The organism is Mangrovibacterium diazotrophicum (assembly GCF_003610535.1).
GTDB lineage: Bacteria > Bacteroidota > Bacteroidia > Bacteroidales > Prolixibacteraceae > Mangrovibacterium > Mangrovibacterium diazotrophicum.
Map to the genome: position 1 here is coordinate 3,905,690 of NZ_RAPN01000001.1, position 17,751 is coordinate 3,923,440.

The 17,751-nt window shown below is 46.7% G+C and carries 12 protein-coding genes; 4 read left to right on the forward strand and 8 right to left on the reverse strand.

What is annotated here, in order from left to right; translation table 11 throughout:
* Positions 1 to 3: 3 nt before the first annotated feature.
* From pyrF to BC643_RS15440, 3 genes are all read right to left on the reverse strand, one after another.
* A complete protein-coding gene (gene pyrF, locus BC643_RS15430; RefSeq protein WP_120273932.1) occupies positions 4 to 837 on the reverse strand; it encodes an orotidine-5'-phosphate decarboxylase in 834 nt (277 codons plus the stop codon).
* Between the two features lie 41 nt (positions 838 to 878).
* The gene (gene prfA, locus BC643_RS15435) at positions 879 to 1,964 is read right to left on the reverse strand and encodes a peptide chain release factor 1 (RefSeq protein ID WP_120273933.1); all 1,086 of its coding nucleotides are present in this window, start codon (positions 1,962 to 1,964) and stop codon (positions 879 to 881) included.
* A gap of 82 nt (positions 1,965 to 2,046) precedes the next feature.
* Positions 2,047 to 3,213, reverse strand: coding sequence for an AIR synthase related protein (locus BC643_RS15440; protein WP_120273934.1), 1,167 nt, complete (start codon positions 3,211 to 3,213; stop codon positions 2,047 to 2,049).
* A gap of 183 nt (positions 3,214 to 3,396) precedes the next feature.
* Here BC643_RS15440 and BC643_RS15445 point away from each other — a divergent pair, with 183 nt between their 5' ends.
* A complete protein-coding gene (locus tag BC643_RS15445) occupies positions 3,397 to 4,560 on the forward strand; it encodes an MFS transporter (RefSeq protein WP_170154574.1) in 1,164 nt (387 codons plus the stop codon).
* Positions 4,561 to 4,624: 64 nt separating this feature from the next.
* Here BC643_RS15445 and ilvA read toward each other — a convergent pair whose 3' ends face one another.
* The 4 genes from ilvA to BC643_RS15465 form a co-directional block, all read right to left on the reverse strand.
* Positions 4,625 to 5,881 (reverse strand): threonine ammonia-lyase, encoded by a 1,257-nt coding sequence (ilvA, locus tag BC643_RS15450; protein WP_120273936.1) that lies wholly within the window; start codon positions 5,879 to 5,881, stop codon positions 4,625 to 4,627.
* Positions 5,882 to 5,972: 91 nt separating this feature from the next.
* Positions 5,973 to 7,976 carry a PorE family type IX secretion system protein gene (gene porE / locus BC643_RS15455; RefSeq protein ID WP_170154575.1) on the reverse strand — a complete coding sequence of 668 codons (2,004 nt, stop codon included), beginning with the start codon at positions 7,974 to 7,976 and terminating at the stop codon, positions 5,973 to 5,975.
* 190 nt (positions 7,977 to 8,166) lie between these two features.
* Positions 8,167 to 10,215 (reverse strand): M13 family metallopeptidase, encoded by a 2,049-nt coding sequence (locus BC643_RS15460; protein WP_211338070.1) that lies wholly within the window; start codon positions 10,213 to 10,215, stop codon positions 8,167 to 8,169.
* 169 nt (positions 10,216 to 10,384) lie between these two features.
* Positions 10,385 to 12,574 carry a glutamine synthetase III family protein gene (locus tag BC643_RS15465; RefSeq protein WP_120273938.1) on the reverse strand — a complete coding sequence of 730 codons (2,190 nt, stop codon included), beginning with the start codon at positions 12,572 to 12,574 and terminating at the stop codon, positions 10,385 to 10,387.
* A gap of 554 nt (positions 12,575 to 13,128) precedes the next feature.
* On the opposite strand from BC643_RS15465, the gene BC643_RS15470 reads away from it, so the two are divergent.
* The 3 genes from BC643_RS15470 to BC643_RS15480 are packed head-to-tail and all read left to right on the forward strand — an operon-like array spanning position 13,129 to position 16,318.
* Entirely contained in the window at positions 13,129 to 14,376 is a 1,248-nt protein-coding gene (locus tag BC643_RS15470) for a glutamine synthetase family protein (protein WP_211338071.1), read from the forward strand.
* Between the two features lie 11 nt (positions 14,377 to 14,387).
* A complete protein-coding gene (locus BC643_RS15475) occupies positions 14,388 to 15,467 on the forward strand; it encodes a hypothetical protein (RefSeq protein ID WP_211338072.1) in 1,080 nt (359 codons plus the stop codon).
* A 2-nt stretch (positions 15,468 to 15,469) separates the two neighbouring features.
* Positions 15,470 to 16,318, forward strand: coding sequence for an HAD-IIA family hydrolase (locus BC643_RS15480; RefSeq protein ID WP_120273940.1), 849 nt, complete (start codon positions 15,470 to 15,472; stop codon positions 16,316 to 16,318).
* Between the two features lie 162 nt (positions 16,319 to 16,480).
* On the opposite strand, the gene BC643_RS15485 is transcribed toward BC643_RS15480, so the two are convergent.
* On the reverse strand, positions 16,481 to 17,503 hold the full coding sequence (locus BC643_RS15485; protein WP_120273941.1) for a glutamine synthetase beta-grasp domain-containing protein: 1,023 nt from the start codon (positions 17,501 to 17,503) through the stop codon (positions 16,481 to 16,483).
* Between the last annotated feature and the right edge of the window lie 248 nt (positions 17,504 to 17,751).

Consider the following 17,751-nt stretch of genomic DNA (forward strand, 5'->3'; position numbering starts at 1 on the left):
TCTTTACAGCAAATCTGCTTCCAGTAGCAATTCTTCCATATCAACTTGCACATCCATAGCAGCCATTCTCGCTTTCTCAGCAAAATCCTCGTCGTTTGAAGCGTAAATGATAGCACGGGAAGAGTTCACCAACAATCCGCAATGATCGTTCATACCGTATTTAGCCACCTCTTCCAGGCTGCCGCCTTGCGCTCCAACACCCGGAACCAACAGGAAGTGATCCGGAACCAGCTCGCGGATGCCTTCCAGGTTTTCAGCCTTGGTGGCGCCAACCACGTACATCATGTTGTCGGTTGTACCCCAGGTTTGCGATGTTTTCAGCACCGACTCGTACAGCTGGTCGCCGCTTTCCTCATCTTTCAGGAATTGAAAATCGAAAGCACCCTTGTTTGACGTCAAAGCCAATAAAATCACCCAGCGATCCAGGTAAGTCATGAATGGTTTTACTGAATCTTCACCCATGTAAGGTGCAACAGTTACGGCATCAAAATCCATGTGATCGAAGAACGCACGAGCGTACAAATTCGATGTGTTGCCAATATCGCCGCGTTTGGCATCGGCAATAATGAATTGCTCCGGGTATTTCTCGCGAATGTAGTTCACGGTTTTTTCCAAAGCCACCCAGCCGGCAACGCCCAGGCTTTCGTAAAAAGCCAGGTTTGGTTTGTATGCCACACACAAATCCTGTGTTGCGTCGATGATTTCTTTGTTGAAAGCGAAAATCGGGTCTGAAGTATCTTTCAGGTGAGCTGGGATCTTCAGAATATCGGTGTCTAGTCCAATGCACAGGAAACTGCGCTTGGCTTTGATCTGTTCAAAAAGTTGTTCTTTGTTCATTTTATATCGTCGTTATAAAGTGAGGGCCTCACTCGATAAATTTAAATTTCAGCCTCTTTCAAACGCTCTGCGTTTTCTTCGAGCATCAGTTTTTCGATGATCTCGTCGATATCGCCGTTGATGATCGCCTGCAGGTTGTAAAGTGTCAGGTTGATACGGTGATCGGTTACGCGTCCCTGTGGCCAGTTGTAGGTACGGATTTTGGCAGAACGGTCACCCGTTGATACCATGGTTTTCCGTTTCGAAGCAATCTCGTCCAAATACTTCTGGTGTTCCATATTGTAGATACGGGTACGCAGTTCGATCATCGCTTTATCGAGGTTTTTCAACTTCGATTTCTGATCCTGGCACTGTACCACGATACCGGTCGGAATGTGTGTCAAACGAATGGCGGAGTATGTGGTGTTCACCGACTGTCCTCCGGGACCTGACGAACAGAACTCGTCGCGACGGATATCTTCATTGCGCAGTTCGATGTCGAACTCTTCTGCTTCAGGCAACACGGCTACCGATGCCGCAGAAGTGTGCACACGTCCCTGTGTTTCGGTTTGAGGCACGCGCTGAACACGGTGCACGCCCGATTCGTATTTCATGATTCCGTATACATTCTCTCCGGTGATGGTAGCAACAATCTCTTTGTAGCCGCCAGATGTACCCTCGCTCACCGAGCTTACTTCCAAGCGCCAGCCTTTTCGTTCGGCGTATTTTGAATACATTTTGAAAAGGTCACCGGCGAAAATTGAGGCTTCGTCGCCACCAGTACCGGCACGGATTTCGAGAATGGCATTCTTGGCGTCTTCCGGATCGGCAGGTACCAGTAATAACTTAATTTCTTGTTCTTTGCCCGGAATTGCGTCTTCGCTTTGTTCAATCTCTTCTTTGGCCATTTCGCGAATATCCGGGTCGCTCTCCTCAGCCAACATTTGTTTGCCTGATTCAATATTTTCAATCAGGTTTTTATAATCTTTAAAAGCTTGCACCAAAGCTTCCAGGCGACGATACTCCTGGTTCAGCTTCACGTAGCGTTTCATGTCGCTCATCGTTGCCGGGTCAGTAATTTGCTGGCCAACCTCGTCGAAGCGGTGCTGAATGCTTTCGTATTTTTCTAATAATGAATAATCTGCCATATAATCAGTTCCAAGTTAACAGTTTAAAGTTCCAAGTTTCGAGTTCCAAGTTTCGGTTACTCACGACTCATGTCTCAATACTCTAATACTCGAATGTTCCGAATTCGGATGTAATGGTGAGTTTTTTGCCTTCGTGAGCTTCAACCCGACCAACAACCTGCGCGTCGATATTGAATGATTTTGAGATTTCGATAATCGCATCAGCCAATTCAGGCTTCACATAGATCTCCATGCGGTGTCCCATGTTGAAGACTTTGTACATTTCAGCCCATTCGGTTTTCGATTCTTCCTGAATTAATTTAAACAGCGGAGGAACCGGGAACAGGTTGTCTTTAATCACATGTACGCCGTCAACAAAGTGCAGCACTTTTGTTTGCGCGCCACCCGAGCAGTGCACCATTCCGTGGATTTCGGAGCGGTGAGCATCCAGAATTTTTTTAATAACCGGAGCATAAGTACGCGTTGCAGAAAGCACCAGTTTACCGGCATCGATGCCCAAACCTTCGATAGCATCGGTCAGTTTTTTCGTTCCCGAATAAACCAGTTCTGCCGGAACTTCGGCATCAAAGCTTTCCGGATATTTAGTTGCCAGGTAGTTGGCAAATACATCGTGACGAGCCGAAGTCAGACCATTGCTGCCCATGCCTCCGTTGTATTCTTTTTCGTAAGTTGCCTGGCCAAATGAAGCCAATCCAACAATGACATCACCTGCCTGGATGTTGTCGGCTGAAATCACATCCGAGCGTTTCATGCGGCAGGTCACCGTCGAGTCCACGATAATGGTCCGAACGACATCGCCCACATCAGCTGTTTCGCCGCCGGTAGGGTAAACACCAACGCCCATTTCCTGCAATTCGCGACAAAGTTCGTCGGTTCCATTAATGATCGCGGCGATCACTTCACCCGGAATTTTATTTTTGTTACGACCAATGGTTGACGACAGCAAAATGTTATCCACTGCTCCAACGCACAACAAGTCGTCGATATTCATGATCAACGCATCCTGAGCGATTCCCTTCCAAACCGAAATATCACCGGTTTCTTTCCAGTACATGTAAGCCAGGGAAGATTTGGTTCCGGCACCGTCGGCGTGCATAATGTTGCACCAGTCCGGATCGCCGCCCAACACGTCGGGAATAATTTTGCAAAACGCTTTCGGGAACAGTCCTTTATCGATGTTTTTGATGGCGTTGTGCACATCCTCTTTCGAAGCCGAAACGCCCCGTGCCATATACCTGCTGTCGCTCATAAAATTGGATTCTGAATTCGGGGCACAAAGTTAATATTTTTAGGGAAATATGCAGGTGTAAATATGCAGGGGCATCGATTGCTATTTGAAGAAAATGAGGAAACCTTTCTTCGAGCTCCGATGTTTACTACCTTTGTCGCACCCTCCAATAAAAACTGGTCGCTTCGAAATCGAAGGTTTTATATGAGCAAAACAACGCGCCAATTAGCCAACATCATTTCCGTAACACTCGGAATGCGTCTCTTCTCCATGTTAATTATCATCCCGTTTTTGTCGGTTTATGCCCTGAATTTAGAAGGTGGGGCGCCATGGCTGACGGGTTATGCACTCGGGATTTTCGGTCTAACGCAAGCTGTTTTGCAGATTCCGTTCGGCATGTTGAGCGACCGGATTGGTTACAAGAAAATGATGCTAGCCGGTTTGATCATGCTCATTGTGGGCCTGTTGACCGCTGCCTATGCCACCAGTATTTACTGGCTGATTTTCGCGCGCGCTTTGCAGGGGAGTGGTGCCATCGTTACGGTTGGCTATTCGTGGATTTCGTCGGCAGCCGGTGATGAAGAAAGGGATAAACAGTTAACTCGGCTGGGAGCAGTTTTGGGAACTTTCACCATGCTTTCTTATCTGATCGGTCCACTGGTTCACATTGTGCTTAGCGTGAGTCACATGTTTGTCTTTTCGGCTGTGTTGATTGCGATCTGCTTTGTGTGGGTGCTGTTGTTCACCAAACAGGTTGATCCGGAAGTTCGGAAATTGAAGAGCGCTGAGAAGGCAAAGCAGAAGTCGGTTTTTAATCGTCGTAATTTGATGATGGGACTCATGCTGACGACGAACAACCTGATGAGCATGGCCTTCTTTTTTATGCTTCCGATGTTACTAACCGGAGTGCTCGAAACAAACCGCATGTGGATGATTTTGACGCCCGCCATCCTTTGTTCTGTTCTCTTGCTGCCCGTATTTTCCAGGTTGAGTCAGAAAGGCAAGGGCAAAATTACGATTGGCTCGCTGTTTATTGTTGAAGGACTTGGATTTGGGCTGATGTACATCGGCAATATCGCCGGCATTGTTGCCGGAACGATTTTGCTAACCACCGGTACATTTGCTATTTCAACCATTGTGCCGATGCTCGCCAATCGCGGCATCGATAATCAGCAACGTGGCAAAGGAAACGGGATTATTGTCAGCTTGCAGTATGTCGGATCATTCCTGGGAGCGGCGCTAACGGGAACACTGTGGAACTTCTCTCCCGATTTCGCTTTTGTGTTTACCGGATTGGTTGCTCTTGGCGGAATGACGTTAGTTGCGACCTTCCCGAAAAACAAACAGGCTGAAGCGGCCACTGCTTAAGCCAAACACAAAAAAAAAGGATGCCATTTGCGGACATCCTTTCAGCTATATTTTTGATTCACCTTCAAAGTAAATATTGAAAAAGATCCGGTTTATCGTTGATGTATTCATGAATGAAACCGTGTTCTGTCATGCGTTGCACAAGGCCATCAAAGTCTTTTTTGTCGGTCAACTCAATGCCCACAAAAGCGGGGCCTTTCTCGCGGTTTGTCTTTTTTGAATAATCGAAATGGGTGATGTCGTCGTTGGGCCCCAAAACATTGTCGATAAAATCGCGCAGAGCTCCGGCCCGCTGAGGAAAACGGATGATGAAATAATGCTTCAATCCTTCGAACAGCAGTGAACGCTCCTTGATTTCTTCGGTACGGGTAATGTCGTTGTTGCTTCCGGAAACGATGCAAACCACATTTTTCCCTTTAATCTGATCAGCGTAATAATCGAGTGCTGCAATGGAAAGTGCTCCGGCAGGTTCTACCACAATGGCATCGCGGTTATAAAGCTCCAGAATCTTCGTACAAACACGTCCTTCTGGAACCAGCACGATGTCGTCAACCACCTCTTTGCAAATTTCGAAAGGCAGATCGCCGACTCGTTGCACGGCTGCTCCATCGACGAACTTATCGATGTTTTCCAGTTTCACAACCTCGCCTTTTTTCATCGATTCCGACATGGACGGTGCTCCGGCGGGTTCAACCCCGATAATTTTCGTATTTGGGCTGACTTGTTTGAAGTAACTTCCAACGCCGGCAATCAAACCACCACCACCAATTGGTACAAACAGGTAATCGATTTGGCAGGTTGAATCCTGGATGATTTCCAGCGCAACGGTTGCCTGACCTTCGATAATCAGCGGGTCGTCGAACGGGTGGATGAATGTTTGGCCATTTTCCTCGCAGTCCTTCAACGCTTCGGCACTTGCCTGGTCGTAGGTGTCTCCAAACAGAATGATTTCGACATTGTCGCGGCCGAACATTTGTGCCTGTTTAATCTTCTGCTTCGGTGTCGTCGTCGGCATATAAATTTTTGCCTTGATACCCAGCTTGTAGCTGGAGTAGGCTACACCTTGTGCATGGTTTCCGGCGCTGGCGCAAACAATTCCGTTTTGCAGCTGCTCAGGGCTCAGGCTTTTGATCTTGTTGAATGCCCCGCGGATTTTATACGAACGTACTTGTTGCAGGTCTTCGCGTTTCAGCATGACGCGCGCCTGAAACTGTTCCGACAAGTTCAGGTTGGCGGCCAGCGGCGTTCCGCTTAGAACTTCATTAATCGTCAGTTTGGCCCGGTTGATGGCCTGTAAACTTGGGAAATATTTTTTTGTCATTTGTACTCGGTTAAGAACATCATTTTGGAAAGGGATGGTTGTCCCAAATTGAATATTCGGGATAAGTCTGCAACCCGCTTAAAACATTACGTTATTTTTCCGTTTCCGGCGTAAATTTTTCGTGGTAGTCTGTAGAAAGAACACGGAACTCGGTTCTTCGGTTGATCGATTTCGCAATTTCCTGTTGCTCGGGTGTTAATCGGTTGATGAATTCTTCCGTCAACTCGTCATTCCGCTTCAGGAAATCGTACTGACGAGCCAACTCACGGGTGATCTTTTTCGGCCATGTTTCGCCATAACCTTTTGCCACCAATCGATCCGGATTGATACCCCGTTCAATAAGATAATCTACGGCTGCCTGTGCCCGCTTTTGTGATAAGTCGAAGTTGAACTTGTCGGAACCAACGTGGTCGGTGTGCGACATAAGCTCGATGGTGATCGTTGGGTTGGTTTCAAGAATTTGCACCACGCTGTCGAGCGAATGTTTTGAAGCTTCATTCAACTCCCAGGCACCAAAAGCGTAGCTGATGTTTTCAACCTTTATTGGCGCATCTGTCGGTGTGAGGTACAGGTTCACATGAAAATCTTTACTGTCGGTCAGCCCAATTGTGTTTTCGCGGATTTTGTCATTTAAATAGCCGTCGCGGTATGCTGCAAAAACGTACTCGGTTTCGGGATTCAGCTTGAGCTGAAATTTTCCGTCGGTTGCACGCATGCGCAGGTTGGTACCGTCGGTCGCAATCACACGAACGCGGGCCCCGTCGATGCGCTGTCCTGTTTCTTTATCGAAGATCTCGCCGGTTATCCGGTACACTTTGGGTGGAAGATAGAAGGAATAAATGTCGTCGCTTCTCGATCCTTTGCGATTGGAGGAAAACAGTCCGCGCGGATTTTCCTCATGAATGAAGGTCATTCCGAAGTCGTCGCCGGATGAATTAACCGGGACCTGCAGGTTTTCGATTGTCCATTTACCGTCTTCGTCCTTGGTCGCTTTAAAAATATCAAGTCCGCCCATACCAGGGTGGTAGTCCGACGAAAAATACAGGTTTCCTTCCCAGTCGACTGAAGGGAACATTTCGTCGCCGGGAGTATTAATTTCTTTGCCTAGATTGACCGGCTTGCCGAAAGTACTTCCTTCGCGGGTAGCCATCCAAATGTCGTATCCTCCATAACCGCCGGATTTGTTGGAAGTGAAATAAAGCGTGTTGCCGTCGGGCGAAAAAGCCGGGTGGGCAGCAACCAAACTGTCGGACGTCAACGGCAGTAAAACCGGTTCGGACCAATTACCACGAGACATGCGTGCCGCGAAAAGGCTCGCACCCAGATCTTTGGTTTTGTCGAAACGGCAACGGGTAAAAACCATCAGGTCGCCGTTTGGTGATATGGCCGGAGCCCCTTCATCTTCTTCGGTATTGATAATTCCGCTGTCGTCGATCAGCTCCGGCTCAGACCATTTCTGCTTTTGCAGCTGAAATTCCGAGCGGTACAAATCGCCAAAATGCTGGCCGGTGATCGCACTGGTGCGTTTCCCGCTGATGTCGCTTTCCCGCATCGATGATAAAATAAGTTCGTTGTCGCGGCCGGCGATAAAAGCAGGAGAGTAGTCGCTGAATTTGGAGCTCAGTTCTTTTACCGGAGCAACGATGTAGCGTGAAGGATTTTCCTCCCATTCCGGAACATAGGTGCAGGCTGCGAGTCCGTTCTGTGCTTGTTGGTCGTCGGGAAACTGTTCCAGGTATTGCTGGTAGTAAATTTTGGCTTCTTCAAAGTTTTGGTAAGCGCGCAAACACTCGGCGCAGTAAAGCATGGCTTTCGGATCGGGATAGTTTCGGCGGATGGCATTCTTGTACCAAATTGATGCCCTGCCGTAGTCCCCCAACTTGCGATAGGCTTCAGCCAATTGAAAAGCCATTTCCATGCGGTGCTGCGGGTTGTTGTCCTTGCGGTATGCTTTGCGAAATTTTTCAGCCGACCGGTAATACTCACCCATCTCCACGGAGGTCATTCCCGAGCGATACATTTTTTGAGAAGTACAGGCGCCCAGGATAAATACCAAACCAAGAAGAACGAGACGGGTCAATAAAATTCGCTTCATGAATAACAGCTGATTAAACGCTAAAGTAAGCATATTTTGTACGTAAGATGAAACGCAAATTTCGGAAATAAAGTATCCAACACGTTGGTTTTTATCCCTCGGTGAAAGAGAGTGCCTGTTGGAAATGAAAAAGCCCGGCATTTACCGGGCTTCACTTTATAGCTTGTTGTAGCTGAATCAGAAATGAATTTTACCAGATTTTCACGCGAAGGCTATCGGGTCGCCACATCGCATCGCCTTCTTTTACATTGAATGTTTTGTAGAAGGCGTCCATGTCGGCCAGCGGCCCGTTGACGCGGAATTTGGCCGGTGAGTGAACGTCGCTGCGTACCTGGTTGGCAACAGCTTCGGGGCGCATGTTTAGCATCCAGGCCATGGCATAGCCCAGGAAGAAGCGTTGATCCGGGCTTAGCCCCGCGATGATTTCGTTGGTTTCGTATTGCGGGCGTTTTTGGAAAGCCTCGTAGCCCATCATGATGCCACCGAGGTCTGCAATGTTTTCGCCTTGGGTCATGTCGCCGTTAATGTGAAGACTGTCGACAGCAACATAGCCGTCAAATTGTTCCACGATCATTTTGGTTTTGCTGTAAAAACGAATGCTGTCCTCAGGTGTCCACCAGTTGTTAAGGTTTCCCTTTTCGTCGTACTTGCTTCCCTGGTCATCAAACCCGTGCGTCATTTCGTGTCCAAAGGTTGAGCCTCCGATGATGGCATACAAGATAGCATCGTCGGCCATTTTGCTTTCGTAGCCCGGCACCATGATGTTGCAACCCGGCACCACAATCTCGTTATTCGATGGATTGTAGTACGCGTTGTAGGTTTGCGGTTGCATGTGCCACTCTTTGCGGTCAACCGGTTGGCCGTATTTTGAAATGTTGTAGCGGGTGTACCACTCGGAAGCATTCATCACATTCTGTACGTAGGATGAACGGTCGATCTGCAGTGAGCTCAGATCTTTCCACTGATCCGGATAACCAACTTTCATGATCATGGCGTCGAGTTTGTGCAAGGCTTTCACCTTGGTTTCCTCTGTCATCCAATCCAGGTTTTTAATGCGCTCGGCGTAAACGTCCTTGATCGCATTCCCGATTTCTTCCAATTTTTCCTTAGTTCCTTTCGGTAAATAATCCTCCACATAAACTTGCCCGATCAGATCGCCCAACAGGCTGTTTGTGGTTCCTACAACCCGTTTCCATCGCGGGCGAGGTTCTTCGATACCGCGCAGGGTTTTCGAGTAGAAGTTGAAAGAAGTCATGAAAGTATGGTCGTCCAGGTAGCTGGCTACTCCGTCCAGAAAATGAAGTTTCAGGTAATCTTTCCAAACCGACAGTGGGTAGCTCTTCAGGTAGCCGTTCAAGGCAGTCAGGAATTCCGGTTGACCAACGATTACCGTATCAATTTGGGAGAAACCCATTTCAGAACTGAATAGCGTCCAATCCAAATTCGGTGCGAGGTCGTTCAGTTGTTTAAATGAAAGTTTGGTGTAGTTTTTCAATGGGTCTCGGGTATCCTCGCGTTTACGGGAAGCTTTTGCCAGATCAGTTTCGAGTTTCATCACGCTTTCAGCTGCTGCCGACGCTTTTGTGGCGTCGTAGCCCATAATTGTAAACATGCTGTCGATGTAATTCACAAACTCGCTGCGAACCGTTTTTGCACGATCATCAGTGGCGAAATAGTAATCACGATCCGGAAGGCTCAATCCTCCCTGGTAAATGTTGACAGCATTTTTGCTGCTGATTTTATCGTCCTGTCCAACGTAAATTCCCAACATGGGCGAGGCTGCAGTCAAATGCACGAAGGCCGCTTCTTTAAAAAAAGACTGGAGATCCTGAACCTGGTCAATCTGATCAAGGTATTTTTGGACAGGTTCAATTCCGGCGGCGTTCAGGCTGATGCTGTCCATTCCGGTGTAAAACGCGTCGCCGATTTTTTGTTTGGCGCTTCCGGGCTCCGCTTTGTCGAGCGCAGCCGCTGATTCGCAGATATTGCGGACCTGTGCGTTCACGGTATCCTGGATAATCTGGAAAATGCCATTGTACATTTCGCTGGCAGGGATTGGATTTTCTTTGAACCACTTTCCGTTTGCAAACAAAAAGAAGTCGTCACCCGGTGTGATTGTTGAATCGATGTGGGCTGCCAGGGCATCTGGTCCGCTTTCGGAATCGGCAGTCGGGCGGTTGCAGTCTACCATTGCGATTAAAGCGACAAAGGCCGGCAATAGAAATTTGTAAGTCTTCATTTGCAGTATGAATTTAATTTGTTTCGAATTCAGGGTTGCTATCGTTAGTCGACTCATCGACAGGATTATTACAGAAGTCTCGAAGTAGAAACGAATTTAAGCGATTTTATTTTGTTTAAAACAACAAACCCTGCAAAAGCAGGGTTTGGCTATGATTGGTAATACTCACTTATTTTACGAATAATAGTTCCCGATATTTGGGCAATGGCCAAAGTTCGTTGTCAACAGCCAACTCCAGTTTGTCGATGTGGTAACGAATATCGTCTAAAAACGGGAAAACTGTTTTTTCGTAAGCCTTGGCTTTTTCGGCTGAGTTTTCAATGACGTTGGCAACTTTTCGTGCTTCCACCATTTCTTTCACTTTCAATTTGATGGTAGAAATGTGGCTTCCTACTTCGCGAATCAAATCCAGACGTCCTTCGGCTAAACTCTCAAATTCTTCCGCCGGGAAAAGATCTTTGATGTGTTTGACATTTTCCATCAAGCTGGTTTGATATTGCACGGCTGTTGGCACAATGTGGTTGATCGCCAAATCGCCCAGTACGCGAGCCTCAATCTGGACTTTCATGGTGTATTTTTCATACTCCACTTCCGACCGGCTTTCCAGTTCATTTTTATTTAGTACATCTACTGATTTGAACAAGTCGATTACCGATTGAGTGGTGTAGGCTGAAATGGCCTCGGGTACGCTGCTCACGTTGGTCAGCCCGCGTTTGGCGGCTTCTTTTATCCATTCTTCACTGTAGCCGTTTCCGTCGAAGCGAATCGGCTTGGTTTCGATAATCAGACGTTTCAGAACCTGGAAGATCGCCTCGTCTTTTTTCACTCCTTTGTCAATCAAATCATCCACCTCGGTTTTAAACTTGGTCAATTGGGCTGCCATGGCTGTATTAAGTGCGATGAGCGACGCTGCGCAGTTGGCTGAAGAACCCACGGCGCGGAACTCGAAACGGTTGCCGGTAAACGCGAAAGGCGAAGTGCGGTTGCGGTCGGTTGTGTCCAGAATGATCTCCGGAATGCGACCGATATTTAATTTTAAAGCTGTTTTTTCGTCCGGCGTCATTTTGCGATCAACGACGGCTTCCTCCATCAGGTCGAGCATTTTGCTTACTTCGGATCCAAGGAATACCGAGAGAATTGAAGGAGGAGCTTCGTTTGCTCCCAGGCGGTGTGCATTGCCGGCACTGTAAATACTGGCGCGCATCAGATCCTGGTGGTCATAAACGGCCTTCAGCGTGTTAACCACAAAGGTCAGGAACTGCAGATTTGATTTTGGATTTTTACCCGGTGAATACAGGTTGATTCCGGTGTCGGTTACCAGCGACCAGTTGTTGTGTTTGCCTGATCCGTTTACGCCGGCAAACGGTTTCTCGTGGAAAAGAACCATGAATTTATGCCGGCGGGCGATCTTTTTCATGATGTCCATCAACAGCTGGTTGTGGTCGTTGGCCAGGTTGGCCTCCTCGAAAATCGGAGCTACTTCAAATTGGTTCGGTGCCACCTCATTATGGCGTGTTTTTACCGGAATTCCCAATTTGTAGGCTTCATTTTCAAGATCCTCCATAAAACGGTAAACCCGTGTCGGAATCGAACTGAAATAGTGATCGTCCAATTGCTGGTCCTTTGACGAAGCGTGTCCCATGAGTGTGCGGCCGGTCAAAACCAGGTCGGGACGAGCCATGTAAAGGGCTTCGTCAATCAGGAAATATTCTTGTTCCCAGCCCAGGTTGGCTTGTACTTTTGTAACTGTCTTGTCGAAATACAGGCAAATTTCGGTTGCAGCTTTGTCCACTGCACTTAACGAACGTAGAAATGGCGTTTTATAATCGAGTGCCTCACCAGTGTATGAAATGAAAACAGTTGGAATACAAAGCGTGCCGTCGACAATGAATGCCGGCGATGAAGCGTCCCAGGCTGTGTAGCCGCGAGCCTCGAAAGTCTGGCGAATTCCACCGCTTGGGAACGATGAGGCATCCGGCTCCTGTTGTGCAAGTAATTTGCCTGAAAATGCTTCGACAACACCACCATCTTCTCCGTGAACGATAAATGCGTCGTGCTTTTCGGCTGTTCCGTCTGTCAACGGATGAAACCAGTGTGTGTAGTGTGTAGCGCCGTTTTCCGTTGCCCAGGCTTTCATTCCCTGTGCTACCTGGTCGGCCATTTTTCGGTCGATCGGCGCACTGCTATCAATCGCATCGCTGACGGCTTTGTAAGCTTCGCGCGACAGGTATTTCTTCATTTTCGGGCGGTCGAAAACTTTGACACCGTAGTAGTCGGAAGTCAGGTTGTGTTCCCTGTGTATCTCTATCGGTTTGCGCGAGAGGACTTCCTCCAACGCTTTAAATCTAAATACAGCCATATTAGTCTCAGAGGTTAAGTTAAATCAATAATGTCATAAAATGTGGTTTTTGTTGGTTTCGACATTTCAAACACGCATTGCCTGAAGGTGAACGAAAGATCAACAAACGCAAAATAATCCCGCAAAAATTTTGCACCCCAAAATTAGAGTTTTTAATAGATAAACGTCACATTTAGATGTGTTTTGTAAGGTAAAACCGCTTTTTGATTTTAGATCCCTATTATAAAACAACCATACTCTTTCCCGGACCGATTTCCACCAGAAGGGGGCTTCAGAAAGTTGTCCGGGATTCTGTGCGAAGATGGGTTGAAACGCGTCTCTGGCAGCTTGTGGCGGCCCTTGTTAAGAAAATTCGCACGGTGTGCAACATTTCCTCTAACATTGTTTTATTACTTATCGGTTATGCTTAATTTAATATCTTCGTAAATGTAGATGAAAGAAAGTAGCCCATGGGAAGAAACGAAATAGTCAAGAAGTTAGAGGAAGCGGGACATCGAAAGATCAGATTTGCGATATGTGATATTGACGGAATCCTTCGCTCGAAAACCCTTCTTTTGGATAAATTTATCGAAATAACTGAAAAGCAAACCGGGTTTTGCGACGTTGTTTTTGGCTGGGACAGCAGCGACGTTTGTTATGATAATGTTGAATTGACCGGTTGGCATACCGGTTACCCTGATAAAAAAGCAAGTATTGATTTAACGACTTACCGAAACGTTCCGTGGGATAATAATATCCCCTATTTTTTGGGCGATTTCGGTCAGGATGAATCCAATCCAGCCTGCCCGCGAACGTTGCTGAAAAAGATACGCAACCAGGCGACAGAAATGGGATATTCCGCCATTTTTGCCGCTGAATTTGAATGGTTCAACTTTTTGACTACGCCCAATGAACTGGCTGCTGACAAATTTCACACCTTGGAGCCGATCTCTCCGGGCATGTTTGGTTATTCGCAATTGCGTCCGTCACTCAACCGGGAATATTTCAATGAACTATTCGATTTGTTAAGCCAGTTCCGAATTCCGTTGGAAGCTCTTCATACCGAAACGGGCCCCGGTGTTTACGAAGCTGCTATTCGTTACGACGATATTTTGCAGGCAGCCGATAAGGCGACACTGTTTAAGACAGCCGTTAAAGAAATAGCTTACCGACATGGGATTGTGGCCACATTTATGGCAAAGTGGAACGAAAATTTGCCGGGTTGCAGCGGACATATCCATCAGAGTATTTGGAGTAATGATCAGAGTAAAAACCTGTTTTATTCGGGCGACAAAGCGAAGCCGATGAGCAGCATGATGGAAAGCTATTTGGCAGGATTGCTTTATTGTTTGCCAGAGGTGTTACCCATGTACGCACCAACCATCAACAGCTACAAGCGTTTGCGCGATGGTGCCTGGGCGCCGACAACCGTCACCTGGGGCCACGATAACCGCACAACAGCTGTTCGCGTTTTGAATGGTGATGCAAAATCAACACGTTTGGAAATGAGGGTGCCCGGCTCCGATATCAATCCGTACCTGGCTATGGCCGCCTCGCTGGCATCGGGATTGTATGGTGTGCGCAACGGATTGAAGTTGGACACGCCTGCGATTGTTGGTAATGCCTATGCGAATCGCGAAGTGACAAAACTACCTTCGAACCTGCTGGATGCCACGCGCCAAATGGAACAGTCTAAATTAGCAAACGAGCTGTTTGGAGAGGGCTTCACCAATCACTTCACAAAGACAAGGGAGTGGGAGTGGCGCGAGTTTGGCAAGGCCGTGACCGATTGGGAGTTGAAACGTTATTTTGAGATTATTTAGAAAAAGAGCAGATGGAGCGAGTGATTCGCAGACCTTTAAAACGAAAAATGGAGAAGCTGGACAATTATCATATTATAAGGCAAGCTTGGAGAGAATTTGACGACCGGCACGAGATCAAAGGAATTTTTGATGTGAGTGCACACGTGTCGACAAATTCGGTGTATAAAGTTTCTTTTTACAACCGGCAGCCAGTGTTCGCCAAGTTATCCGATTACGGGAAGTTTGAGCATTTCAAAGAAGACCACGTCATCATCAATAATTTGGCTAATAACCTGGAAATTCCGTACGAGACCTTTCTGGCGCAATCGCTGGAGAAACGCAACGACCTGTACATTTATCGCTATTACTCGCAGGATCATTGTGCCTGGGTTGTTTTTTACAATCCAATCAAGGTGAAGAATAAATTGCCACGACGGCTGGAGGATCGGCATGTGAAGAAAATGGGGCGCGAGTTGGCTCGTTTTCATAAAGCTTGTTACAACATCAGCGCGCAACTGCCGATCGCGTCAAAAAGCGTGGTAACGGATATTCACCAGCTGACGAAAACCATCCGCGAGCAAAAATTCTGTGCGACACAGGCGCAAAAGGATTTAATTCTGAAACAATGCGACGTCTTTCTGAATAACGCCGATCATTACAATTATATGACCGAGATAGAAATTATCCCGGTATTTGTTGACTGGAACATCGGGAACTTCTCGGTTACGCCTGAGGGGAAATTTTATTCTCGCTGGGATTACGACTGGTTCCGCATGTCGTCGCGGGTGATGGATTTTTACTTTTTCAGCCGCGTTTGTTCCGATATTGGTGATCGCACGGTTTTCAGCTATGTCGTTGATACCTTAATGGAAGAGCGATTCATTACCTTTTTGAAGGAGTACCACAAAATTTACCCGCTCACCGAACCGGAAGTTCGGTTGATTGAGGAGTGTTACCGCTTTTTCATTTTGAATTACGTAATTAAGGACGGACCATACTTTTTCCAAGAATCATACTCTCGCAAATTGCAAAAAGAAGCCTATGAGGTCTATTTGCCGAGAATAGAATCCAACTTTCAGGCTGAAAAATTGCTGCGCGCTTTAAAGCTATAATTATGAGGACGAAAGATTTTAAGTCGGTTGCACTGAAGTATAAAACGATTTTTTTTGATGCGTTTGGTGTGTTGAAAAACCACAAAGGGATTATTCCCGGCGTAGAGAAGACATTTGATTTCCTGGACGAAAACGGGATCAACTATTTTGTGGTTACTAACGATAGTTCGCGTGGCCCCGAAGGACTGGCAGATGGTTACATTCGCCGCGGGATCAAAAGTATCACACCGGATAAGATTATTTCGTCCGGGATGCTGGCTCGCGACTGGCTGTCACTTAAAATAAAGGAAGGGACGGTTGCGTACCTGGGTACGGGTGATTCAGCTCATTATGTCGAAACAGCTGGGCTGGATACGCTTGCCATTCGGGATTTGGACCTGGAAGATATCGACCACATCAAGTGCCTGGTTTTTCTGGATGACGAAGGTTTCGACTGGAACCAGGACATCAACAAAGTGATCAACCTGCTGCGGAAACGCAACATGCCGGTAGTGGTGGCCAATACCGATATTCACTATCCCGTCAGCAAAAATGACGTTGCCGTGGCTATCGGCGGTATTTCCGATTTGGTTGAGGAAGTGCTCGGTAAAAAATTCATCCGCTTCGGAAAGCCCGATGCGCAGATGTTTATGTTTGCGTATGAGCGAGCCTGCGAGATGAAGCCAGTGAAGAAGAATGAAATCCTAATGGTGGGTGACACCCTTTATACCGACATCATCGGCGGGAACAAGTTCGGAGTTGATACTGCGCTGGTACTTTCCGGAAACACGCTGCCCGAAATGGCTAAAGTTCGGATTACCAGCTCCGGTATTATCCCAAACTTCATTTGTGACTCGGTGATTATTGATTAGCCGATTTCTGTTTGCTGCAGAGCTACCCGCAGATTGCAGGAAGCGCTATTAGCTGTCCCATATCTACTTCGCGCACTTTTCTGTTATTCTATTCGATACTAAAGACATAAAAAAAAGCTACTCGGTAAGAGTAGCTTTTTAGATATGCTGTGTTGTAATAAATTACATTTTAGCAACTGCTTTTTCAGTTGTGTCGATGATAACAGCAGCGATTTTGTATGGGTCACCGTTTGAAGCAGGACGACGGTCTTCCAAACGACCTTTCCAACCATCTTCAACAGTACCAACAGGGATACGGATTGAAGAACCACGGTCAGATACACCATAGCTGAAGTCATTGATAGAAGCAGTTTCGTGTTTACCAGTCAAACGTTGGTCGTTGTATGCACCGTAAACAGAAACGTGTTCTTGGATGTGTTTTCCGAATTCTTCGCAGATTGCGTCGAATACTTTTTTGTCACCACAAGTTCTCATCAAACCGTTAGAGAAGTTGGCGTGCATACCAGAACCGTTCCAGTCAGCATCTTTACCAAGTGGTTTTGGGTGCCATTCTACGTAAACACCATATTTTTCAGCAACTTTTTCAAGGAAGTAACGTGCAATCCAGATTTGGTCACCTGCATCGTGAGCACCTTTTGCGAAGATTTGGAATTCCCATTGTCCGGCAGCAACTTCTGCGTTGATACCTTCAACGTTCAAACCAGCTTCCAAACAAACATCGAAGTGTTCTTCAACGATCTCACGACCGAAAGCAGCTTTCGCGCCAACACCACAATAGTAAGGTCCTTGTGGGCCTGGGTAACCACCTGCAGGGAAACCTAAAGGTAATTTTGTATCCACGTCATACAGGAAATATTCTTGTTCGAAACCGAACCAGTAGTCATCGTCATCTTTAGCGATAGTTGCACGACCATTTGTTTCGTGTGGAGTACCGTCTGCATTCAAAACCTCGCACATAACAACGTAAGCATTTTTACGAGTTACGTCAGGATAAACTGCAACTGGTTTCAACAGACAGTCTGAGCTTCCACCTTCTGCTTGTTCTGTAGAAGAACCGTCGAATGACCACATTTTTAAATCTTCCAGTTTTCCATCGAAACCATCTTTAGACATCATTGTTTTTGCTCTTAATGTCTGAGTTGGCTTATATCCATCTAGCCAGATGTACTCCAATTTTGATTTCATCGTGTTACAAATTATAAGTTAATGATATGTTTTTCTTAAAATTTAACGTCAAAAATAGAACAGACTGACAAATCTATAAATAAAATATCAACTCCTAAATAAAAGTTAATAATAAATTCATATTAAATTTTGGATTCAAAATCAGCCTCAATCCACAAGGGGGTATGACCCCAAAATTATAAATTAATTTGGTACCTCGTACCGAGAAAGATGGAGAAGGTCGAAATTTTTAACGTCTTTTTGCTGTC